This is a genomic window from Pseudomonas canadensis, from assembly GCF_030980095.1.
Classification (GTDB): Bacteria; Pseudomonadota; Gammaproteobacteria; order Pseudomonadales; family Pseudomonadaceae; genus Aquipseudomonas; species Aquipseudomonas canadensis.
On the sequence record NZ_CP133298.1, the window covers coordinates 3,983,573 to 4,005,919 of the forward strand.

Below are 22,347 nucleotides of genomic sequence, written 5' to 3' on the forward strand. Positions count from 1 at the left end.
AGTCTTCATCGCACGGTACTGCTGCCTTACCTAACCCACTGTTTGCGCAAGCGTCGCAGCCGAAAGGTACAAACCGCCACCAAACACGCCATGGGACACCAAGCTTCGCAGGCGATTTCTCCAAGGCGTAGCCGTGCGAGACGCCGCCACACCTGCGCCCATGGCCGGCTGCAGGACGAAGTAAGGAATCACCACCGTTACCGTGCCCACTATCAGCGCAGGCCATCCCGTAGGGACATGCAACCATTGCACGCCGTAGAGGCCCACCAGCAGCGCCGCAAAGGCGATGCCGACGGCATAGTGAATCACCCACCCCAAGGAGGCTTCCCCACGTACCGGCGTCGCCTTGCCGATACTGGCATGGGCGAACGTGCCACGACAAAGGTGGCCCGCCCATCGGCCCACCATGGCGTAGTCCAGCGTCGCAACCCCCAAGGTTTTCAGAAGCAGCGACCACACGTCCATCACGACGGTCGCACCCACTCCGACCAATACCAACCTGACGCCTTCTGCCATCGACAACATTGCCTGCCCTCTGATTGATGAGACTCTCGTTCACAGGCAGGATAGAAGTTGAAGTCAACTTCAAGTCAAGGGATGCATCATGGATATCTCAGAAGTGGCCCGACGTACCGGACTACCCTCTTCCACCGTGCGGTTCTATGAAAAGACCGGGTTGATCGCCGCGACCAGCGCGCCCGGCGAACGACGGCACTTCAAACCCGATGTGCTCGATCAGTTGGCGCTGATTGCCCTTGGGCAAGCTGGCGGCCTGTCCCTGGACGAGATCCGCAGCATGCTCCCCTTCGAGGGCCCATTGCAGGTGGACAGGCAGCTGTTGCTGGACAAGGCAGACAGCATAGACGCGACCATCAAGCGCCTGAAAGCGATGAGCCTCGGGTTGCGCCACGCTGCAGAGTGCCCCGCGACTGACCATGGCCAATGCCCGAACTTCCAGCGTCTACTCAAAGTCGCCGCAGGCAAACTGAAAAGGAGCAGGACGACGGGAGCCTCACAACCGAGCAGCCCACTCCAGCGCCCATAAAAAAGCCCCCGGTCTTTTCAGGCCGGGGGCTTCTTGTTCAAACCGACATCAGAACTTTTTGATGTCAGCCTTGGTTTCCAACTGCTTGCGGTACGCCGCGAAGTCCTGCTGACCGACACGGGAGGCGAGGAAGCGGCGGTATTGCGCCTTTTCTTCGTCCGTTGGGGCCGCGGCTTCGTTGACGCCGTTCAAGCGCACGATCACCAGGCTACCATCCGCCAGGCTCACAGTGGTGAAGGTCGGCTTGTCCTTGGCCGCAGGCTTGGGCATGCGGAACAGGGCTTGCAGCACGGCAGGGTCGATCGCTTCCTGGCTACGGGTAGCCGCTTCAGTGACCTTCCACGCCTGGCCGTCGACCGGCTGGTTCAGCGGGGTCTTGCCATCACGCAGGGTGGCGATCAGCTCGTCAGCATGAGCCTTGGCAGCCGCGCTGGCGCGCTCCTTGGCCATCTGCGTGCGAATCGCCGCATTGACGCTTTCCAGCGGCAATTGCGCAGGCTTCAGGTGCTCTTTGGCACGCAGCACGATGATGGTTTCCGGGTCCAGCTCGATGGCGGTGCTGTTGGCACCTTCATCCAACACCTCCGGGCTGAACGCAGCAGTGACCACGGCACGGTTGGCCGCAACACCTTCGCCACCATCACGGCCAAACGGCGCGGAGGTGTGAACAGTCAGCTTCAGGTCGGACGCCGGCTGGGCCAGGTCGGAGGCTTCGAATGCTGCGTCTTCCAATTGCTTGGTCGCTTCAACAAAACGCTGCTCAACCTGTTGGGTTTTCAGCTCTTTGGTCAGCTTGTCTTTCAGGCTGGCAAACGTCGGCACTTGCGGTGCCTCAACGCCCAACAGCTTGATCAGATGCCAACCGAAGGTGCTGCGCACCGGTGCCGAGACCTGGTCTTTGTTCAACGCGTACAAGGCGGTTTCGAAGTCCGGGTCGTAGACGCCTGGGCCGGCAAAGCCGAGGTCGCCGCCACTGTTGGCCGAACCCGGATCCTGGGAGAACTCCTTGGCCAGGGCTTCGAACTTCTCACCCTTGGCCAGGCGTGCCTGGATTTCCTCGATCTTGGCCTTGGCTTGCGCGTCGGTGACCTTGTCGTTGACTTCAATCAGGATATGCGCGGCACGACGCTGTTCAGCGAGGTTGGCGGTTTCTTTCTGATATGCAGCCTGCAGCTCATCGTCCTTCACGGCAACCTGGTCGAAGAAGGAAGACTTCTTCAGTTCCAGATAGTCGATAACCACTTGGTCAGGGGTCATGAACTCTTTGGCGTGCTGGTCGTAGTAAGCCTTGACCTCATCGTCGGTGAGTTTCACCGCGGCAGGGTTGGCCTTGATGTTGACGGTGGCGAAGTCGCGGGTCTGTTTTTCCAGACGCGCAAATGCCAGCACTTCGGAATCGGTGACGAAACCGCTGCCGGCAATACCTGCGCGAACCTGGCCGATCAGCATTTCCTGGGTCAGCATCTGACGGAATTGCATACGGCTGTAGCCCAATTGACGGATTACCTGGTCAAAGCGTTCGGCGTTGAACTTGCCGTCTACCTGGAATTCCGGCGTCTGCAGGATCACCTGGTCCAATGCAGCTTCAGAGAAGCCAAACTTGGAGTCGGCCGCACCTTGCAGCAACAGTTTGCGATCGATCAGGCCCTTGAGGGCCGCTTCGCGCAATAGTTTTTCGTCCAGCAGGGAAGCATCGAAATCCTTGCCCAGCTGTTGCATCAGCTGGCGACGTTGCATGTCGACGGCCTGGCTCAGCTCGGTCTGGGTGATTTCTTCACCGTTGACCTTGGCCACGTCCTGCTTACTGTTACCCGAAGCCTGGAAAATGGCCTCGATACCGGTGAACGCCATCAATGCGACGATGATCCCGATAATGGTCTTGGCAATCCAGCCTTGTGAATTGTCCCTGATATTTTGCAGCATGCGTCCCCCAGAAACGGTTGAACTTCAGAAATTGGCAACCGTGGAGCGTGGGTAGAGTACGGATATAAGAAAGGCGCATCCAAGGATGCGCCTTCTCGCAACTGGCGGAGCGGACGAGGGCTTTGGTTCTCCCCCCGGCTTGGCGACCCGATGCATACACGGGTCTGCTGCCGCTCCGCTCCCAGGTTGAACCTGGGTTCGACCTGGGTAGGTAAAGGCTGGATCGAAGCTTAGTTAACGGCTTCTTTCAGGGCTTTACCGGCTTTGAAACCTGGTTTCTTGGCAGCAGCAATCTGCAGTGCTTTGCCAGTCTGTGGGTTACGGCCAGTGCGAGCTGGGCGGTCAGTCACAGAGAAAGTACCGAAGCCTACCAGTACCACGGAGTCGCCGGCCTTCAGAGCGCCAGTGACGGATTCGATTACTGCATCCAGCGCACGGCCAGCAGCAGCTTTCGGGATATCAGCGGATGCAGCGATAGCATCAATCAGTTCCGACTTGTTCACTCTAAGTCCCCTTATATATCTATTGAGTATGATTCTAAGTTTTTTGGTGAAAGCAAAAACCAGTGCTGAATGCCCTACAGACACTTAAGAGCCGCTTTATAACAAGGGCTCTAAAAAGCTGTCAAGGAAGCCCCCAGGCTTTAACACATTAATGCGTGCTAATTCTTTCCTTGGAATCAGACTCACGTTTTTCGTCCTTGGAAACTATCTCCGGAGCCACATCCGGCAAGGGCTCCGGCGCGTATTGCAGCGCAATTTGCAGGACCTCGTCAATCCATTTAACCGGTTTAATCTGCAGATCTTGCTTGATGTTGTCTGGAATTTCCTTCAAGTCGCGAACATTCTCTTCAGGAATGATCACCGTCTTGATACCACCCCGGTGTGCAGCAAGCAATTTCTCTTTCAGACCACCGATGGCCAATACCTGACCACGCAGGGTGATTTCCCCCGTCATGGCGACATCGGCGCGCACCGGAATGCCAGTCAATGCCGACACCAAGGCCGTGCACATACCTACGCCAGCGCTAGGGCCGTCTTTCGGGGTCGCCCCTTCCGGCATGTGGATATGGGTGTCGTGCTTCTCATGGAAGTCCAGGGGGATCCCCAGGCTCTTGGCGCGGCTGCGCACCACGGTCTGCGCGGCAGTGATGGATTCAACCATCACGTCACCCAGGGAACCAGTCTTGATCAGTTGGCCTTTGCCAGGGATCACCGCGGCTTCGATGGTCAGCAATTCGCCGCCCACCTGAGTCCACGCCAGGCCAGTCACCTGCCCTACCTGATCCTGCTGCTCGGCCAGGCCATAGCGGAATTTCTTCACGCCCAGGAAGTGCTCCAGGGAATCGGCCGTGACCTTCACCGAGAAGCGTTTTTCCAGTGCATGCTCTTTGACCGCCTTACGGCAGATCTTCGCGATCTGGCGCTCCAAGCCCCGCACACCGGCCTCGCGGGTGTAGTAGCGCACGATATCGCGGATCGTCTCGACCTCAAATTCGATCTCGCCCTTCTTCAGGCCGTTGGCCGAAATCTGCTTGGGCGCGAGGTATTTGACGGCGATGTTGATCTTCTCGTCTTCGGTGTAACCCGGCAGACGAATCACTTCCATCCGGTCCAGCAGCGCCGGCGGGATGTTCATGGAGTTGGAGGTGCACAGGAACATTACGTCGGACAGGTCGTAGTCGACTTCCAGGTAATGGTCGTTGAAATTGTGGTTCTGCTCGGGGTCGAGCACTTCGAGCAACGCCGACGCCGGATCGCCACGCATGTCGCTGCCCATTTTGTCGATTTCGTCGAGCAGGAACAGCGGGTTGCGCACGCCCACCTTTGTCATCTTTTGAATCAATCTTCCTGGCATCGAACCGATGTAAGTGCGGCGATGACCACGGATTTCCGCTTCATCACGCACACCACCGAGGGCCATGCGCACGAATTTACGGTTGGTGGCGTTGGCAATCGACTCAGCCAGCGAGGTTTTACCCACGCCAGGCGGACCCACCAGGCACAACACCGGACCCCGAATCTTCTTCACGCGCTTTTGCACGGCAAGGTATTCGAGGATGCGTTCTTTGACTTCTTCGAGGCCATAGTGGTCGGCGTCAAGGATGTCCTCAGCGCGCGCCAGGTCCAGGCGCACTTTGGTCTGGGCCTTCCACGGCACTTGCACCAGCCAGTCGATGTAGGAGCGCACCACGGTGGCTTCGGCCGACATCGGCGACATCTGCTTGAGCTTGTTCAACTCGGCAGTGGCTTTGGTCAAGGCGTCTTTCGGCAGACCGGCGGCGTCGATGCGCTTTTTCAGCTCTTCGATTTCGTTGTGGCCTTCCTCGCTGTCGCCGAGTTCTTTCTGAATGGCCTTCATCTGCTCATTCAGGTAGTACTCGCGCTGGCTGCGCTCCATTTGTTTCTTCACGCGACCACGGATGCGCTTCTCAACCTGCAACAGGTCGATTTCGGCATCCAGCAGCGCCAGCACGTGCTCGACACGCGCCGACAGGTCGATAATTTCGAGGATGTCTTGCTTCTGCTCGATCTTCAGCGCCATGTGCGCGGCCATGGTGTCGACCAGGCGGCTTGGCTCATCGATGCTGTTGAGGGAAGACAGGACTTCAGCCGGGACTTTCTTGCCCAACTGCACATACTGCTCGAATTGCGAGAGCAGGCTGCGTACAAACACTTCGGATTCGCGCTCAGGGGCCTCGACTTCGTCGATCAGCGCCACTTCGGCGCGCAGGTGGCCGTCCACCTCCATAAAGCGCTCGACCGCACCACGCTGCTCACCTTCCACTAGCACCTTGACGGTGCCATCAGGCAGCTTGAGCAGTTGCAGTACGGTAGCAATGGTGCCGACACGATACAGGGCGTCTTCGCCTGGATCATCGTCAGCAGGATTCTTCTGGGCCAACAGCAGGATTTGCTTGTCGCCCGTCATCGCGGCCTCGAGGGCTTCGATAGACTTCTCGCGCCCCACGAACAGCGGGATAACCATGTGCGGATAGACGACAACATCACGCAACGGCAGGAGAGGCAATTCGATGGTGGTCTTCATGATTTCGCCTCTATGACAGATGAAAAATAAGCTTGAAACCAAGATGGGGGCTGCATGCAAAAAAAACAAGCTTATTGCCAGCAGTTAAACGCAGTAAACGCTTTGGGGTAAAAAACGCCGTAAAAACAAAGGGGCCCCTGGAGGCCCCTTGTTTATACCGAAACTGCGAAACGCTTACGCGTCGGGCGCAGCCTTGGCAGCCGGCTCACTGTTTTCGTAGATATACAGTGGCTTGGACTTACCTTCTATGACGCTTTCGTCGATCACCACTTTACTCACCTCGGACTGCGAGGGGATTTCGTACATGGTGTCGAGCAGGACGCCTTCCAGAATCGAACGCAGGCCACGTGCACCGGTCTTGCGCTCCAGTGCCCGCTTGGCCACCGATTTGAGGGCGTCGGTGCGGAACTCGAGGTCTACACCTTCCATCTCGAACAGCTTGGCGTATTGCTTGGTCAGGGCGTTTTTCGGCTCGGTGAGGATCTGGATCAAAGCAGCCTCATCCAACTCGTCCAACGTGGCCAGAACCGGCAGACGGCCCACGAATTCCGGGATCAGACCGAACTTGACCAGATCGTCAGGCTCGACTTCACGCAGGGACTCTCCAACCTTCTTGCCTTCTTCCTTGCTGCGCACTTCGGCACTGAAGCCGATGCCGCCGCGGGTCGAACGCTGCTGGATGACTTTTTCCAGACCGGAGAACGCACCACCGCAGATGAACAGGATGTTACGCGTATCAACCTGAAGGAATTCCTGCTGCGGATGCTTGCGACCACCTTGTGGCGGTACGGAAGCGACCGTGCCTTCGATCAGTTTCAACAGGGCCTGCTGCACGCCTTCACCGGAAACGTCCCGGGTGATCGACGGGTTGTCCGACTTGCGTGAAATCTTGTCGATTTCGTCGATGTAGACAATACCCATCTGGGCTTTCTCTACGTCGTAGTCGCACTTCTGGAGCAGTTTCTGAATGATGTTCTCGACATCTTCACCCACGTAGCCAGCCTCGGTGAGGGTGGTAGCGTCGGCGATGGTGAACGGAACGTTCAGCAGGCGAGCGAGGGTTTCTGCAAGCAGGGTCTTACCCGAGCCTGTAGGACCAATCAGCAAGATGTTGCTCTTGCCGAGTTCAACTTCGTCGCCTTTCTTGTCACGCTGGTTCAAGCGCTTGTAGTGGTTGTATACCGCTACGGCCAGAACCTTCTTTGCACGCTCTTGACCAATCACGTACTGGTCAAGGATGCCGCTGATTTCTTTGGGCGAAGGCAATTTATGCGCGCTGCTTTCGGCCTGGGCTTCCTGCACCTCCTCACGGATGATGTCATTGCACAGGTCGACGCACTCGTCGCAGATAAAGACCGAGGGGCCGGCAATCAATTTGCGCACTTCATGCTGGCTTTTGCCACAGAAGGAGCAATAGAGCAGCTTGCCGTTGTCCTCGCCGTTGCGGGTGTCAGTCATTCGTTCGATCCAAATCCGATAGGCTTGCAACACAAGATGAAGGCTTATGCGGGCTTTTTCAAGCCCGCCAGTGGTCGGACATGCCGACCAGCCCTATTTTGAGCAGCTTATATTAAGCGGGGCGCTGGCTGATCACGTCGTCGATCAACCCGTATGCTTTCGCAGCTTCGGCACTCATGAAGTTGTCGCGGTTGGTATCGCGCTCGATTTCTTCCAAGGTGTGCCCGCTGTGCTTGGCCATCAACGTATTGAGGCGCTCACGAATAAACAGGATTTCCTTGGCGTGGATTTCGATGTCCGACGCCTGGCCCTGGAAACCGCCCAGTGGCTGGTGAATCATCACACGCGAGTTCGGCAGGCAGAAACGCTTGCCTTCGGCACCGGCGGTCAGCAGGAATGCGCCCATGCTGCAGGCTTGGCCAATGCAGGTGGTCGACACGTTCGGCTTGATGAACTGCATGGTGTCGTAGATCGACATGCCTGCAGTGACCGAGCCGCCTGGGGAGTTGATGTAGAGATGGATGTCCTTGTCCGGGTTTTCCGCTTCAAGGAACAGCAACTGCGCACAGATCAGGTTGGCCATGTAGTCCTCTACCGGGCCCACCAGAAAGATCACTCGCTCCTTGAGCAGGCGCGAGTAGATGTCGTAGGCACGTTCGCCACGAGCGGACTGCTCGACAACCATCGGGACCAGGCCGCCAGCGGCCTGGATATCAGAGTTCTGCTGAATATAGGAATTACGGAACATGCTCTGCAGTTACTCCCAAATAGTCATGTCTTGAAAACGCATAAGCCAGCGCGAGGCTGGCTTATGGTTGTATTTCCAACGAGTTGGACAATCAGTCGGCTTGTGCTGCTTCCGCCGGTTTGACTGCTTCTTCGTAAGAGACCGCTTTATCGGTCACCTTAGCCTTCTGCAGAACAGTATCCACAACTTGTTCTTCCAGCACAACCGAACGCACTTCGTTCAGTTGCTGATCGTTCTTGTAGTACCAAGCCACGACCTGCTCAGGCTCCTGGTAGGCCGAAGCCATTTCCTGGATCATTTCGCGAACGCGATCTTCGTCAGGCTTGAGGTCGAACTGCTTGACCACTTCAGCCACGATCAGACCCAGCACGACGCGGCGCTTGGCTTGTTCTTCGAACAGCTCGGCCGGCAGTTGGTCAGGCTTGATGTTGCCACCAAACTGCTGAACAGCTTGTACGCGCAGGCGATCCACTTCGTTGGACAGCAGGGCCTTGGGCACTTCGATCGGGTTGGCGGCCAGCAGACCGTCCATGACCTGGTTCTTGACCTTGGACTTGATGGCCTGACGCAGCTCGCGCTCCATGTTCTTGCGAACTTCGGTGCGGAAGCCTTCGATGCCGGTTTCCTTGATGCCGAATTGAGCGAAGAACTCTTCGTTCAGCTCTGGCAGCTTAGGCTCGGAAACGCTGTTGACGGTCACGGTGAACTCGGCGGCTTTGCCGGCCAGGTCCAGGTTCTGGTAGTCAGCAGGGAAAGTCAGGTTCAGAACGCGCTCTTCGCCGGCTTTGGCGCCAACCAGGCCGTCTTCGAAACCAGGGATCATGCGGTTGGAGCCCAGCACCAGCTGGGTACCCTTGGCGGAGCCGCCAGCGAAGACTTCGCCGTCAACCTTGCCAACGAAATCGATGTTCAGCTGGTCTTCGTTCTGGGCAGCACGGTCGGCCACTTCGAAACGGGTGTTCTGCTTGCGCAGGATTTCCAGCATGTTGTCCAGGTCCGAATCAGCCACTTCGGCGCTCAGACGCTCGATGGCAATACCGTCGAAACCGGCCACTTCAAATTCAGGGAACACTTCGAATACGGCGACGTATTCCAGGTCCTTGCCAGCTTCCAGGGACTTAGGCTCGATCGACGGCGACCCTGCTGGGTTCAGCTTGTGCTCAACGACCGCTTCGTAGAAGGAAGCCTGGATCACGTCACCAACAGCTTCCTGGCGGGCATCGGCACCAAAACGGCGCTTGATTTCGCTCATTGGCACTTTGCCTGGACGGAAACCAGCGATCTTGGCCTTTTGGGCAGTCTGCTGCAGACGCTTGTTGACCGCAGTCTCGACGCGCTCAGCCGGCACGGAGATGCTCAGGCGACGCTCGATAGCAGTAGTATTTTCAACAGAAACTTGCATGGATATTCCTCGTTGCACAGACGTTAGCCGGCCATTTCCGACCCCAATCAAGGGCATGCATTCTAGTGGGTCAAACTCAAGAAGTCACCCTACTGCAAATACGCCCGAAAACAGCCGGCAATTTATCGGTACGAAGGCACGGATGCACTTCGCCCCGGTGACAAATACAACCCATCACGCCAGGGCTCTGCGCCGCCCCTTCTATATATAGAAGAAGTCGTCATCCATCGCCCTGACGGCCAACCCCGCAAACAGGGCTGGCTGGCAGCGCAGCATCATCGAGATACACAAATACGATGAAACGCCCCGCCGTCGCACCCCATTACCTGCAGGCGCTGGATATTTCGAACCGCTGAAACCAAAAAAGGCGCCAGACTGTTAAATCTGGCGCCTTTCGAATATGGGGTGGACGAAGGGGATCGAACCCTCGACAACGGGAGTCACAATCCCGTGCTCTACCAACTGAGCTACGCCCACCATATTGCGTTAACAAAGAAACCAAACCACTTCTTTGTTGAGCTCTGCCCTGCCTTTCGACGGGACCAAGCTTTATTTGGTGCGGATGAAGAGACTCGAACTCTTACGCCTCGCGGCGCTGGAACCTAAATCCAGTGTGTCTACCAATTCCACCACATCCGCGCTTGAAGCTCTTAAAGCAAAGGCGCCAGACGATTAATCTGGCGCCTTTTAAAATATGGGGTGGACGAAGGGGATCGAACCCTCGACAACGGGAGTCACAATCCCGTGCTCTACCAACTGAGCTACGCCCACCATATAGCGCTACTTGTGCCAAAGCTGCCTAATGGCGCACCCGGCAGGACTCGAACCTGCGACCATCCGCTTAGAAGGCGGATGCTCTATCCAGCTGAGCTACGGGCGCCTGATTAATCTGTACTCTTGGAGGATTACAAACTAAGTGCTTCCAGCCTTGCAGAACAACACGCTATTCTGCTCGACCTTCTTAACCAGTGCTAGGCTGTGCCCGACAAGTGCGACGAATAGTATAGGCGCCCTCGAAACCCGTCAAATCTTTTTTGAAAAAAATTCATTTTATTTAAGGGGTTAGGGCAATTTGCAGACCAAGCGCCTTTGCCCTCACGTCTTGGCATGCGAGAATGCGCGCACTTTTCTTCCCCCTCTCGATGGTTAATCACGCGTAATGACTGCACAACTTATCGACGGCAAATCAATCGCCGCCAGCCTGCGCCAGCAGATCGCCAAACGAGTCACCGAGCGTAGCCAGCAGGGCCTGCGCACGCCTGGCCTCGCGGTGATCCTGGTCGGCAGCGATCCTGCCTCTCAGGTTTATGTCTCGCACAAGCGTAAAGACTGTGAAGAGGTCGGCTTTATTTCCAAGGCCTACGACTTGCCTTCCGAGACCACCCAGCAGGCCCTTACCGACCTGATCGACAGCCTCAACGACGACCCGAAGATCGATGGCATCCTGCTGCAACTGCCATTGCCCGAGCATCTGGACGCCTCGAAACTACTGGAGCGTATTCGCCCCGACAAAGACGTCGACGGTTTCCACCCTTATAACGTCGGCCGCCTGGCCCAGCGTATCCCGCTGCTGCGTCCGTGCACGCCGAAAGGCATCATGACCCTGCTGGAAAGCACCGGTGTCGACCTGTACGGCCTCGACGCCGTGGTCGTCGGCGCCTCCAACATCGTTGGTCGACCGATGGCCATGGAACTGCTGTTGGCCGGCTGCACCGTGACCGTCACCCACCGCTTCACCAAAGACCTCGCCGGCCACGTCGGCCGCGCCGACCTAGTCGTGGTCGCTGCCGGCAAGCCGGGGCTGGTAAAAGGCGAATGGATCAAGGAAGGCGCCATCGTCATCGACGTGGGCATCAACCGTCAGGACGACGGCAAGCTGGTGGGCGATGTGGTGTACGAAACCGCCCTGCCCCGCGCCGGCTGGATCACACCAGTGCCAGGCGGCGTCGGCCCGATGACGCGTGCTTGCCTGTTGGAAAACACGTTATACGCTGCAGAAACCCTGCACAGCTGACAAGCGCTCCAACAAAGAGCCCTGCCATCGGCAGGGCTTTTTATTGGCCAGTTGCCTTCCCCTCCCGATTCGCTTGACCCCGGCGCGTTGATAATGACCAAGAACAGCGTTACGCAGGCAACGCACGATGCTATCCCCGGCCAAGGGCTTGCCCTGATTATTTTCGCCGCATTCGTCACGCTTGCTGCCGTTGGGCTGAGTCTGCTGGCAATCTACTTCCAAATAGGAAGCAATGTTCAGGTACCGGTTTTTGCAGCCGAGCGCATAACAACCCCCTCTCAGTTGAATCCCGAGCCAGTTGAGCGCGCGGTTTTCATAGTTCTCGCCGCACTGGCTCCAATTGGCCTGGTTGCCGCGCTCAGGTTCCTGCGAGGCTTCAACCCACCACCCTGGCTCGCGGGCCTGACGCTAGCCCTGCTATCCCTCGCATTGGCAGGCCCATTCATCGCCTCGGACTTCACCAGCGTGATGTTCTTCCCCAAGAGCGTGTCGGGTACCAGCCGGACGATCATGCTGGTGCTGTCCGTAATCCTCTCGATAGCCGTGCTGGTACAGAATTGGACCGGGGGCAAGCCAAGCCGCTCGTCGATGGCGCTTACCATTGCGCTGGCTTGTATAGCGACCTTCATCTTCCAGATAGCCCCTTACAGGTTGGCTTCCATTGACACGGTCACCCTCGCAAGCCAATGGTCTGTCAGCTATGACGCCGCCACCTATGCGCTGACCCAAGTCGTCGCAGGCAAAACGTTACTCAGCGAACTACCTTCGCAATATGGTTTATTCCCGGAACTGATCGCCCCATTTTTCAAACTTGCCGGAGTCAGTGTCTTCTCCGTCAGCACTTTTTTTGCAGTGCTCCAGCTCGTCGGCCTTGTCTGCCTCGCCGTGATCTTGCACCTTCACGTACGCAACCACGGCCTGAGGATATTGACGTTCCTGTGCCTGCTGATACCTACAAGCCTGTTTCTGTACCTGAACGGATTCGCGCAGGAAATCTATCTGCAGTACTACCCTATTCGCTTTATTTGCCCTGCCGTGTCGCTGCTCCTGTTCGCACACTACTGCTCCCGCCCTTCACGCATGCGCCTTGGCGCGCTGGGAATAGCCTCAGGTATCGCGGTTTTCTGGAACATAGATTCCGGAATTCCAGTGCTGATTTCCATAGGTGCAACGCTTTTGGTGAAACCTCTTTTTAGTCAGCGCCCGAAATGGAAAAGTCTGCTGTCCGCGCTCGGCTTTTCACTTTTTGCAGTGCTGAGCCTGTGTATCCTGATGATTACCCTGCGAATCAAGGCTGGCGCCCCACTCGGCATTCAGGAAGCCCTTGCGTCCCAGAAACTGTTCTACGGAGCGGGTTTCATGATGCTGCCAATGCCCCTCACCTTCCATCCCTGGCAAGTCATTCTGCTTGTTTATGCCGCGGCGGCCGTCACAGCGCTTTCGGCATGGCGGCGACATAGCGACAAGCCGGTGTATGACTTGCTCTTCTGCGCCTCGCTGATGGGACTTGGACTGTTCACCTACTACCAGGGGCGTTCACACATTTTCTGCCTGATGATGGTGCTATGGCCCGCACTGGTAACAGGTGCGGTGCTGACAGACTTGATCCTGCGATCAATCCGCAAACGCTCTACATCTGCCCTATCCAACGTGCTGGCTGTCCCGTTTCTTGTCTTCGTGAGCCTCGGCACGGTGACCCTGGCCTTTTCAAGTCGCAACCTTGTAACAACTGGCATCAACACGCTCTCCGACTTTCACACGCCCAGGGACTCTGTGGTAGCGAACGAACTGGCGTTTCTACGCGCAACCTACAAGGGGCGTAACTGCTTGATCCTGGCACAACGACAGGCTATCTATCATGCGCAACTGCAAACCTCCTCGCCTTTGCCTGGGCCCGGCATGATCGAAACCTTGCTGCAGAGCGACCTCGACGCGCTCATGGCTGGGGCACTCGCGACCCCTCTACCGTGCATTTACCTAGGCATAGGCCCCTCTTCGCAAACCCTAGCGAAGATCGATGACGCGGCGCTCATCTCGCACTATCCGGTCAATGCAAAAAATGACCTTGGAACGCTTCTGTTACTTGAGCCCCCCAAGGTGGGTTCAAAATCGGTACAACCCTAACCAATCATCGGCTTACGGCCTTTATTTAAAGGCCTCTATCGCTTTCTGATCCATACTCCTAAAATGTAACGGCATTTGTCATACAACCCGTTCCAGAACGGTATTTCCTTACTTTTAGCGAGTTCATCCGCGTGAAAATTCGTCTTTCTATTATCAGCCTATTTTTTGCTTTCACAGGCACCTTCGCGCACGCCGCCGAAACCACCCAGGCCCCGCGTGATACGTCCAAGCTGCAAATCGCTTCTGGCAGCGCCATGTTGGTCGACCTGCAGACCAACAAGGTCATTTATTCCAGCAACCCGGACGTGGTGGTGCCCATCGCTTCGGTGAGCAAATTAATGACTGGCCTGATCGTGCTCGAAGCCAAGCAGAATATGGATGAGTACATCGATATCAACATCACCGACACGCCGGAAATGAAAGGCGTGTTCTCGCGCGTGAAGATCGGCAGCCAGATGCCGCGCAAGGAAATGCTGCTGATCGCTCTGATGTCCTCGGAAAACCGCGCCGCCGCGAGCCTGGCCCACCACTACCCGGGTGGCTATGCAGCCTTCATCGCCGCGATGAACGCCAAGGCCAAGGCGTTGGGCATGACCAGCACTCATTATGTAGAACCCACTGGCCTTTCGATCCACAACGTGTCCACTGCCCGCGACCTGAGCAAACTGCTGGCCGCCGCGCGTCACTACCCGCTGCTGAGCCAATTGAGCACCACCAAGGAAAAGACCGTGTCGTTCCGCAAGCCCAACTACACCCTGGGCTTCTCCAACACTGACCACCTGATCAACCGCGCCAATTGGGACATCAAGCTGACCAAGACCGGTTTCACCAACCAGGCCGGCCACTGCCTGGTGCTGGTGACCAGCATGGGCAACCGCCCGGTATCGTTGGTGATCCTGGATGCCTTCGGCAAATTCACCCACTTTGCCGATGCCAGCCGTATCCGCAATTGGGTCGAGACCGGCAAGAGCGGTTCGGTGCCGGATGTGGCGTTGCGCTACAAGGCCGACAAGAACCTGAAGAATCGTCCTAACGCTGCGGAAGCCCGTCGCTAAACGATATAAAAAACGGCGCTTCGATAGCGCCGTTTTTTATTTGCGTTCCGCCAACACCTTCAGTGCCTGCGCCGCCGCCCGCTCCTGCCCGGCCTGGGCCGTCGCATTCGCCGAGTCGCGCCAACGTTGTGCATCTACATTCGCCGGCAACTGGCTCGGGCGCTGAGTGAGGATTGCCCAACTGCCGGCGCTTTTCCATTTGGACTCAAAGTCGCTGAAGCTCATCAGCAAACGTCGATCCATGCCAGAGCGCAACAACACCGTACTTTTCTGCTGATTGAACCCCACTACGACCACGTAGTGCGCGTCCGACCACAGCCCGCCACCGATCCGCGCCATCACTGGATAACCCGCTGCCACCTGTGCCAGCACCGCTGTCAGCTTGGCGTCCAGCGGGTACACCATCAGCCCGTACTCGCGCGCCAGCACCTGCATATTGCGCTCAAGGTCCGCTTCGCGGCCCGGCAAATGCAGCGGTTTATCCAATAGCCCCGGTGTCATGACAATGCCTTGTTGCGACAGCATGCTGGCTAAAGACGTAGGACCACTCTGATAAGCCTCGCTGCGAAAGGTCGGCACGCCATTGAGCTCGACGCGCTCCGGCAGGCCCGCCAGTCTCGACGGAGTGGAGGAACACGCCGCAAGGCCCAAGGCACACGCGAGGAACAAGGATGTTTTCAGGTTCGACCGTAACCGCAATTTTCTACTCTCTTGATCAACTGCCGGTAAGGGCCCTGATCATAGGACGCTCTGCCACGCGGGTATAGCCCGCAGGCTTAGTAAAGGACGCGGATAGAGCAAAGAAGTTGGACAGACACGACCATTGGTCAATAGCAGGCAACCGTCAGCTAGCTAGACTGTCCATTGAGAAGACTGTGTGTGCCCCCTGGGGGCGAAAGGAGGCCGGAATGAGCCTTGCAACAACGATTGTCCTGTTGATATGCGGTTGGCTGGCGGTAGCCGGCGCCATGTTGTGGGGGGTGTTGCGCATCACCCGTCGGCACCATCACCCCCACGTCAAACCCGCTGCACCCGCCAAACCCCATAAGGTCGCGGTACATCACGCCTAGCCAGGCATGCAATTGAAATCCTGAGTCGCCGCGACCTCCTTGCCGTGACCATCCATCAAGGATGCGCGCACGGTGGTGCCCAAGCTCGACTCCACCAGGGTGTAGTGCTCACCCGCCTTGAAATTCTTGTATTCGACCCGACCCTGGCAGTCCTGCTGGTTGTCGTCGCCTGGCTCCTCCTCAAACAGCGTCACATCCAGGCGATGATCCCCCGGCGTCACTTCGAAGAAGCGTCCGTCATCCACGCGCTTGCCGTCCACGCGTTCGGCCATCAGATCGTTGGGGGCTTCTTCTTTCAAACCGATCCACGCTTCGCTCGGGTCGGCCTTGGGAATCGGGCCGGCGCACGCCGACAACAACAGCACAGCACCGAGGGCCGGGATCAATAACAAGGGTTTGAGTGACATGGCAGGGCTCCAAAGAAGGACGATGTGTCCGATGGGTTACAAGCTTGGGGAGCCACCCTTTGTAGAACAAATGAATACAGATGAAACGATCTTCAGCCCCTTCCTAAATGTTCCTTCACCTGGCTGAAAGGTGCGTGTTAGGTGGGTCGGGCAAGACTGCCGGGGTTTGCAATCCTGCTCCCTCCGGAGGTTTCACGCATGCTCGGGCTGGTAAAGACCGCACTGCAAAAGCCGTACACGTTTATCGTGTTGGCCATATTCATCTGCATCATCGGGCCGATGGCGGCCCTGCGTACCCCAACTGACGTTTTTCCGGACATTGGCATTCCCGTGGTCGCCGTAGTCTGGCAGTACAACGGTCTGTCGCCGGACGCCATGGCTGGCCGGGTGATCTACACCTATGAACGCTCCCTGAGCACCACGGTTAACGACATCGAGCATATCGAGTCGCAATCCTTGCCCGGCATGGGCATTGTCAAAATTTTCTTCCAACCCGGCGTGGATATCCGCACCGCCAACGCCCAGGTGACGGCGGTATCACAAACCGTGCTCAAGCAGATGCCACCGGGCATCACGCCGCCGCTGATCCTCAACTACAGCGCCTCCACGGTGCCGATTTTGCAGATGGCGTTCTCCAGCCCCAGCCTCTCGGAAGCCAAGATCCGCGACCTGGTGCAGAACAACATTCGCCTGCCCCTGAGCGCCCTGCCCGGCCTGGCCATGCCCACACCGATGGGCGGCAAGCAACGCCAGATCACCCTGGACCTCGACCCGCAGGCGCTGGCCGCCAAAGGTTTATCGGCCCAAGACGTCGGCAATGCCTTGGCGCTGCAGAACCAGATCATCCCGGTGGGCACCGCCAAACTCGGCCCCAACGAATACACCATCTTGCTCAACAACAGCCCCAAAGCCATCGACGAGCTGAATGACCTGCCGATCAAAACGGTCGACGGAGCCTTGATCACCATCGGCCAGGTCGCCCACGTGCGTGACGGCTCGCCGCCGCAGACCAACATCGTACGCGTCGACGGCCACCGCGCAGTCCTCATGCCAGCATTGAAAAACGGCAGCATCTCCACCCTGTCGATCATCGACGGCATCCGCCAGATGCTGCCGCGCATCAACGAAACCCTGCCGCCGTCGCTGAAGACCTCGCTGCTGGGGGATGCCTCGGTGTTCGTGAAACAGTCAGTGGGCAGCGTGGCCCAGGAAGGCATCATCGCCGCGCTGTTGACCAGTGCGATGATCCTGCTGTTCCTCGGCAGCTGGCGTTCCACGATCATTATTGCCGCCTCGATTCCCCTGGCCGTGCTGTCGGCCATCGCGCTGTTGGCGGTCAGCGGGCAAACCCTCAACGTGATGACCCTCGGCGGGCTGGCGTTGGCGGTGGGGATCCTGGTGGACGACGCCACGGTGACCATCGAAAACATCAACTGGCACCTGGAACAAGGCAAGGCGGTGAAGACCGCGATTCTCGACGGCGCCGCACAGATCGTCGGCCCGGCGTTCGTCTCGCTGCTGTGTATTTGCATCGTTTTCGTGCCGATGTTCTTGCTGCAAGGCATCGCCGGTTATCTGTTCCGGCCGATGGCCCTGGCGGTGATCTTTGCCATGGCCAGTTCTTTCATTCTGTCGCGTACGCTGGTGCCGACGCTGGCAATGTTCCTGCTCAAGCCGCACGCCCCGGAGCAAGGTGCAGGGCACCATCCAGAAGATGAATTCATCAATCATCACGAGGGTGAGCAGCATCAGAAACAGCGCAATGCCGTGCTGCAATCGGTGCTGAATTTCCAACAGGGTTTCGAGCGGCATTTCTCGAACATCCGCGACACCTATCACGGCCTGCTGACCTTGGCCCTGGGCAATCGCAAGCGTTTTATCGTCGGTTTCCTGGCCTGTGTGCTGGCATCGTTCCTGCTGCTGCCAAGCCTTGGCCAGGACTTCTTCCCGGCCACCGACGCGGGCGCCTTGGCCCTGCACGTGCGCCTGCCACTGGGCACGCGCATCGAAGAAAGCGCTGCCGCCTTCGACCGTATCGAGGCGCGGATTCGTGAAGTGATTCCCGCCGAAGAACTCGACACCATCGTCGACAACATCGGCATCCCGCTCAGCGGTATCGACATGGCCTACAGCAGCAGCGGCACCATCGGCCCGCAGGACGGCGATATCCAGGTCACGCTGAAAAAAGACCACGCGCCCACCGCCGACTACGTAAAGAAATTGCGTGAAGCCCTGCCAGAAAGTTTCCCCGGCAGCCATTTCGCATTCCTGCCGGCAGACATCAGCAGCCAGATCCTCAACTTCGGCGCCCCGGCCCCTCTGGACGTGAAAATCTCCGGGCGCAGCGATGAAGAAAACCGCGCCTATGCGGTGGAACTGGAACGGCGCCTGCAACACGTACCGGGCATCGCCGACCTGCGCATCCAGCAGTCCACCGGCTACCCGTCCTTGCAGGTCAACGTCGACCGCCTGCGCGCCAATGGCCTGGGCATCACCGAGCGTGACGTGACCAACAGCATGGTCGCCTCCCTCGCCGGCAGCTCACAAGTGGCACCGACCTTCTGGCTCAACCCGGCCAACGGCGTGTCCTACTCCATCGTCGCCGCCACCCCGCAATACCGCCTCGACAGCCTGCCTTCGCTGGAAGCGCTGCCGGTGACCGGCGCCGACGGCCAGTCGCAGATCCTCGGCGGCGTGGCCACCATCTCCCGCGTGCAAAGCCCGGCGGTGGTGACCCACTACAACATCGAACCGACCCTGGACCTGTACGCCAACGTGCAAGGCCGCGATCTCGGCGGCGTGGCCCGTGATGTGCAGAAAGTGCTGGATGACACCGCCTCGATGCGCCCCAAAGGCGCAGTGATCAGCCTGCACGGACAGATCGATGCGCTGCATGAAGCCTTCAGCGGCTTGAGCCTTGGCCTGCTCGGTGCGGTAGTGCTGATCTACCTGCTGATCGTGGTCAACTTCCAGTCTTGGGTCGATCCGTTCGTGATCATCACCGCCTTGCCTGCGGCGCTGGCAGGGATCGTGTGGATGCTGTTCCTCAGCGGCACCTCGTTGTCGGTGCCCGCCTTGACCGGCGCGATCCTGTGCATGGGCGTGGCCACGGCCAACTCGATCCTGGTGGTGAGCTTCTGCCGCGAACGCCTGGCCGAACATGGCGATGCGCTAAAGGCCGCGCTGGAAGCCGGCTACACGCGCTTCCGCCCGGTGTGCATGACCGCCCTGGCGATGATCATCGGCATGTTGCCCCTGGCGATTTCCGAGGAGCAGAACGCCCCCCTCGGCCGTGCGGTGATCGGTGGCTTGATCCTCGCCACCACCGCCACCCTGTTGTTTGTCCCCGTGGTCTTCAGCCTGGTCCACGGCCGTCACCCTACTCGCGCCACTGCTGGAGAAACGCCTCATGTCGTCTGATCACAAACCCTCGCGCAAGCGTCTGATGCTCATGGGTGTCGGCGGCCTGACCCTGGCCGCCCTGTTGGTCGCCAACGGCCTGCATGCCCGCACGCTGCACGAACAATCGGTCACCGCCTGGACCGAAACCGCCGCCATCCCGCAGGTGATGGTGTTCCAACCGCAGCAGAATGTCGCCGGCGATACCCTACGCTTGCCGGCGCACCTCGAAGCCTGGAGCAAGGCGCCGATTCACGCCCGCGTCAGCGGCTACCTCAAGGACTGGAAGGCCGACATCGGCACCCAGGTCAAAGCCGGGCAAATCCTCGCCGAGATCGACAGCCCTGACCTGGACCAGCAACTGGCGCAAACCCACGCCCGGCTGGTACAGGAACAGGCCAACGCACGCCTGGCCGAAACCACCGCCACCCGCTGGCAAAACCTGCTCGCCAGCCATTCGGTATCGCGCCAGGAGGCCGATGAAAAAACCTCCAATGCCGCCGCCGCAAAAGCCAACGCCGAAGCCGCCGCTGCCGACTATGCGCGGCTGTCCGCGCTGGAAAACTACAAGACAATCCGCGCGCCATTCGCGGGCACCATCACCGCGCGCAACACCGATATCGGCCAGTTGATCAAGGCCGACACCGACAGTGATCCGGAACTGTTCAACATCGCCGACACTCACCAACTGCGCCTGTATGTGCCTGTGCCGCAGAACTACGCGGCGGTCATCCACCCAGGCCTCGAAGCCGAACTGACCGTGCCCGAGCACCCCGGCGAACACTTCAAGGCGCACCTGATCGGTGATTCCACCGCCATCGACCGCCGTTCCGGCACCTTGCTCGCGCAGTTCGTGGCCGACAACCCCAACGGCGAATTGCTGCCCGGTGATTACGCCGAAGCCACCCTGCCGATACCGGCGGATACCCATGGCGTGAGCATCCCGGCCAGTGCATTGATCTTCCGTGCCCAAGGCACGCAAGTGGCGGTGTTGGATGCGCGCAATCATGTGCACCTGCAGGACATTCACATCGGCCTCGACCTGGGCGAACGCCTGGTCATCGACCAAGGCCTGAAACCCGCCGACCGTGTGGTCGACAACCCGCCGGACGCCCTGCGTGAAGGCGACCCGGTACAACTGGCCGATGCCGCGGGAGGTGCGCATGCGCCTAAGGCTTAAACCCCTCGCAGCGCTGATGCTGCTGGCGTTGCAGGGCTGCTCGATGGCGCCGACCTACAAGGTGCCGAGCGTTGATTTGCCGGCCGGCTACCGCGAACAGACCAGCGATGGCCCCTGGCACAGCGCGCAACCGTCCGATCAACTGGCCCCCGAATGGTGGACGCTCTACCACGATTCGCGCCTGAATGACCTGCAACAGCAACTGCTCAAGGCCAACCCGGATTTGACGGCGGCGCTGGCGCACTTCGACGCATCCCAGGCCTATGCCAGCCAATTGCATGCGGGGTTGTTCCCGCAGATCACCGCCAGTGCGCAGCCGTTGCGCCAGCGCCAATCGGACTCGCGGCCACTGCGGGGCGATACGCAGCCGTCGGTGTACAACAGCAATACGGCAGGGTTTTCACTGAGCTACGACCTGGACCTGTGGGGCAAAATCCGCAACCAGGTCGCGGCCGGCGATGCCCAAGCGCAGGCGTCCGGCGATGATTTGGCGGTGGCGCGCTTGAGCCTGCAACATCAGTTGGCGACGTTGTACGTGCAGCTCAACGGGTTGGATGCGCAGGCGCGGATTCTCAACCGTTCACTGGAGGATTTCGGCCAGGCGTTGCAGCTGACCCGTAGCCGGTATGAGGGGCAGATTGCTTCGGAGCTGGACCTCACGCGCGCGCAGAATCAACTGGCCGAGGCCAAGGCGCAATGGGATGAAGTACGCGGGCAGCGCAATCTGACCGAGCACGCCATAGGAGAGCTGGTGGGTGTGGCAGCCAGCGATTTTTCGTTACCGCCGGGCCCGCAATTGATCGCCTTGCCGGGGATACCCTCGCAATTGCCTAGCCACCTGCTGCAACGTCGTCCGGATATTGCAGCGGCCGAGCGACGAGTGTTTGCCGCCAACGCCAACATCGGCGTGGCCAAGGCGGCGTGGTATCCAGATTTCAGTTTGACGGGGTTGATTGGCGGGCAGACTCAGGGGGTCGGCAACCTGCTGTCCGCGGGCAATCGCTATTGGGCATTGGGGCCGTTGGTCAATTTGCCGATCTTCGATGGCGGTCGTCTAAGCGCCAACGAACGCCAGGCCAAGGCCGAGTTTGAAGAGGCGTCGGCGCAGTACCGCAGCCAGGTGCTGAAAGCCGTGCGCGAAGTCGAGGACAACCTGGCGCAACTGCGGGATCTGCAGCAGGAAGCACAGGATGAACAAGCGGCAGCGGATGCAGCGCAGCACACGCAAGCACTGGCGATGAACAGCTATCAGGCGGGGGCCGTGAGTTATCTGGATGTGGTGACGGCGCAGACGGCGGCGTTACAGGCGCAGCGGACATTGCAGGCGGTGCAGACGCGGCAGTTGCAGGCGAGTGTCGGGCTGGTGACTGCGCTGGGTGGCGGCTGGCGACCCTCTTCCTGACACTGCCCATTCTCCGTAGGAGCCGGCTTGCCGGCGATAGCGTGGTACCTGACACGCCGCTATCGCCGGCAA

General features: G+C 58.9%; 17 protein-coding genes and 4 tRNA genes. 8 read left to right on the forward strand and 13 right to left on the reverse strand.

Annotation, left to right across the window (positions count from 1 at the left end):
• Window positions 1–30 precede the first annotated feature (30 nt).
• Entirely contained in the window at window positions 31–525 is a 495-nt protein-coding gene (locus RB216_RS18375; protein WP_028616931.1) for a DUF2938 domain-containing protein, read from the reverse strand.
• Between the two features lie 79 nt (window positions 526–604).
• Here RB216_RS18375 and RB216_RS18380 point away from each other — a divergent pair, with 79 nt between their 5' ends.
• Complete coding sequence (locus tag RB216_RS18380; protein ID WP_032864190.1) at window positions 605–1,045, forward strand: helix-turn-helix domain-containing protein; 441 nt, start codon at window positions 605–607, stop codon at window positions 1,043–1,045.
• Between the two features lie 48 nt (window positions 1,046–1,093).
• On the opposite strand, the gene RB216_RS18385 is transcribed toward RB216_RS18380, so the two are convergent.
• From RB216_RS18385 to RB216_RS18430, 10 genes are all read right to left on the reverse strand, one after another.
• Entirely contained in the window at window positions 1,094–2,968 is a 1,875-nt protein-coding gene (locus RB216_RS18385; protein ID WP_308907707.1) for a SurA N-terminal domain-containing protein, read from the reverse strand.
• A 230-nt stretch (window positions 2,969–3,198) separates the two neighbouring features.
• Window positions 3,199–3,486 (reverse strand): HU family DNA-binding protein, encoded by a 288-nt coding sequence (locus tag RB216_RS18390; protein WP_221034285.1) that lies wholly within the window; start codon window positions 3,484–3,486, stop codon window positions 3,199–3,201.
• Window positions 3,487–3,619: 133 nt separating this feature from the next.
• Window positions 3,620–6,016, reverse strand: coding sequence for an endopeptidase La (gene lon / locus RB216_RS18395; protein ID WP_028616934.1), 2,397 nt, complete (start codon window positions 6,014–6,016; stop codon window positions 3,620–3,622).
• A gap of 174 nt (window positions 6,017–6,190) precedes the next feature.
• Window positions 6,191–7,474 (reverse strand): ATP-dependent Clp protease ATP-binding subunit ClpX, encoded by a 1,284-nt coding sequence (gene clpX / locus RB216_RS18400; protein WP_010209414.1) that lies wholly within the window; start codon window positions 7,472–7,474, stop codon window positions 6,191–6,193.
• A 112-nt stretch (window positions 7,475–7,586) separates the two neighbouring features.
• Entirely contained in the window at window positions 7,587–8,222 is a 636-nt protein-coding gene (gene clpP, locus RB216_RS18405; RefSeq protein WP_028616935.1) for an ATP-dependent Clp endopeptidase proteolytic subunit ClpP, read from the reverse strand.
• A 91-nt stretch (window positions 8,223–8,313) separates the two neighbouring features.
• The gene (tig, locus tag RB216_RS18410; protein WP_028616936.1) at window positions 8,314–9,624 is read right to left on the reverse strand and encodes a trigger factor; all 1,311 of its coding nucleotides are present in this window, start codon (window positions 9,622–9,624) and stop codon (window positions 8,314–8,316) included.
• A 401-nt stretch (window positions 9,625–10,025) separates the two neighbouring features.
• Window positions 10,026–10,101: transfer RNA gene (locus RB216_RS18415), tRNA-His, on the reverse strand.
• A gap of 77 nt (window positions 10,102–10,178) precedes the next feature.
• Window positions 10,179–10,263: transfer RNA gene (locus RB216_RS18420), tRNA-Leu, on the reverse strand.
• A 56-nt stretch (window positions 10,264–10,319) separates the two neighbouring features.
• Window positions 10,320–10,395: transfer RNA gene (locus tag RB216_RS18425), tRNA-His, on the reverse strand.
• Window positions 10,396–10,427: 32 nt separating this feature from the next.
• Window positions 10,428–10,504: transfer RNA gene (locus RB216_RS18430), tRNA-Arg, on the reverse strand.
• A 279-nt stretch (window positions 10,505–10,783) separates the two neighbouring features.
• On the opposite strand from RB216_RS18430, the gene folD reads away from it, so the two are divergent.
• The 3 genes from folD (at window position 10,784) to pbpG (ending at window position 14,817) form a co-directional block, all read left to right on the forward strand.
• Window positions 10,784–11,638, forward strand: a complete 855-nt coding sequence (gene folD / locus RB216_RS18435) for a bifunctional methylenetetrahydrofolate dehydrogenase/methenyltetrahydrofolate cyclohydrolase FolD (protein ID WP_028616937.1) — start codon at window positions 10,784–10,786, stop codon at window positions 11,636–11,638.
• Between the two features lie 93 nt (window positions 11,639–11,731).
• On the forward strand, window positions 11,732–13,762 hold the full coding sequence (locus RB216_RS18440) for a hypothetical protein (RefSeq protein ID WP_028616938.1): 2,031 nt from the start codon (window positions 11,732–11,734) through the stop codon (window positions 13,760–13,762).
• Window positions 13,763–13,893: 131 nt separating this feature from the next.
• Entirely contained in the window at window positions 13,894–14,817 is a 924-nt protein-coding gene (gene pbpG, locus RB216_RS18445) for a D-alanyl-D-alanine endopeptidase (RefSeq protein ID WP_122683969.1), read from the forward strand.
• 36 nt (window positions 14,818–14,853) lie between these two features.
• On the opposite strand, the gene RB216_RS18450 is transcribed toward pbpG, so the two are convergent.
• Window positions 14,854–15,516 (reverse strand): C39 family peptidase, encoded by a 663-nt coding sequence (locus RB216_RS18450; protein ID WP_122683971.1) that lies wholly within the window; start codon window positions 15,514–15,516, stop codon window positions 14,854–14,856.
• Between the two features lie 209 nt (window positions 15,517–15,725).
• Between RB216_RS18450 and RB216_RS18455 the strand changes: the two genes are divergently transcribed.
• The gene (locus tag RB216_RS18455) at window positions 15,726–15,887 is read left to right on the forward strand and encodes a hypothetical protein (RefSeq protein ID WP_016978011.1); all 162 of its coding nucleotides are present in this window, start codon (window positions 15,726–15,728) and stop codon (window positions 15,885–15,887) included.
• Here RB216_RS18455 and RB216_RS18460 read toward each other — a convergent pair.
• Window positions 15,884–16,294 carry a PA0061/PA0062 family lipoprotein gene (locus RB216_RS18460; protein ID WP_068937230.1) on the reverse strand — a complete coding sequence of 137 codons (411 nt, stop codon included), beginning with the start codon at window positions 16,292–16,294 and terminating at the stop codon, window positions 15,884–15,886. The genes RB216_RS18455 and RB216_RS18460 overlap by 4 nt on opposite strands.
• 198 nt (window positions 16,295–16,492) lie before the next feature.
• Between RB216_RS18460 and RB216_RS18465 the strand changes: the two genes are divergently transcribed.
• Genes RB216_RS18465 through RB216_RS18475 form a run of 3 tightly spaced genes read left to right on the forward strand, consistent with a single transcriptional unit; the run spans window position 16,493 to window position 22,275 of the window.
• On the forward strand, window positions 16,493–19,714 hold the full coding sequence (locus tag RB216_RS18465; RefSeq protein ID WP_028616942.1) for an efflux RND transporter permease subunit: 3,222 nt from the start codon (window positions 16,493–16,495) through the stop codon (window positions 19,712–19,714).
• Window positions 19,704–20,873 (forward strand): efflux RND transporter periplasmic adaptor subunit, encoded by a 1,170-nt coding sequence (locus RB216_RS18470; RefSeq protein WP_028616943.1) that lies wholly within the window; start codon window positions 19,704–19,706, stop codon window positions 20,871–20,873. Before RB216_RS18465 ends, RB216_RS18470 begins: the two co-directional genes overlap by 11 nt.
• Entirely contained in the window at window positions 20,857–22,275 is a 1,419-nt protein-coding gene (locus RB216_RS18475) for an efflux transporter outer membrane subunit (protein ID WP_028616944.1), read from the forward strand. Before RB216_RS18470 ends, RB216_RS18475 begins: the two co-directional genes overlap by 17 nt.
• The last annotated feature ends 72 nt before the right edge of the window (window positions 22,276–22,347 follow it).

Bases quoted from the DNA above. Each gene is read 5' to 3' on its own strand.
- RB216_RS18455 (WP_016978011.1), top strand. From the start codon at position 15,726: ATGAGCCTTGCAACAACGATTGTCCTGTTGATATGCGGTTGGCTGGCG.
- RB216_RS18375 (WP_028616931.1), bottom strand. From the start codon at position 525: ATGTTGTCGATGGCAGAAGGCGTCAGGTTGGTATTGGTCGGAGTGGGT.
- RB216_RS18385 (WP_308907707.1), bottom strand. From the start codon at position 2,968: ATGCTGCAAAATATCAGGGACAATTCACAAGGCTGGATTGCCAAGACC.
- folD (WP_028616937.1), top strand. From the start codon at position 10,784: ATGACTGCACAACTTATCGACGGCAAATCAATCGCCGCCAGCCTGCGC.
- RB216_RS18440 (WP_028616938.1), top strand. From the start codon at position 11,732: ATGACCAAGAACAGCGTTACGCAGGCAACGCACGATGCTATCCCCGGC.
- clpP (WP_028616935.1), bottom strand. From the start codon at position 8,222: ATGTTCCGTAATTCCTATATTCAGCAGAACTCTGATATCCAGGCCGCT.
- RB216_RS18380 (WP_032864190.1), top strand. From the start codon at position 605: ATGGATATCTCAGAAGTGGCCCGACGTACCGGACTACCCTCTTCCACC.
- clpX (WP_010209414.1), bottom strand. From the start codon at position 7,474: ATGACTGACACCCGCAACGGCGAGGACAACGGCAAGCTGCTCTATTGC.
- tig (WP_028616936.1), bottom strand. From the start codon at position 9,624: ATGCAAGTTTCTGTTGAAAATACTACTGCTATCGAGCGTCGCCTGAGC.
- lon (WP_028616934.1), bottom strand. From the start codon at position 6,016: ATGAAGACCACCATCGAATTGCCTCTCCTGCCGTTGCGTGATGTTGTC.
- RB216_RS18465 (WP_028616942.1), top strand. From the start codon at position 16,493: ATGCTCGGGCTGGTAAAGACCGCACTGCAAAAGCCGTACACGTTTATC.
- RB216_RS18470 (WP_028616943.1), top strand. From the start codon at position 19,704: ATGTCGTCTGATCACAAACCCTCGCGCAAGCGTCTGATGCTCATGGGT.
- RB216_RS18460 (WP_068937230.1), bottom strand. From the start codon at position 16,294: ATGTCACTCAAACCCTTGTTATTGATCCCGGCCCTCGGTGCTGTGCTG.
- RB216_RS18475 (WP_028616944.1), top strand. From the start codon at position 20,857: ATGCGCCTAAGGCTTAAACCCCTCGCAGCGCTGATGCTGCTGGCGTTG.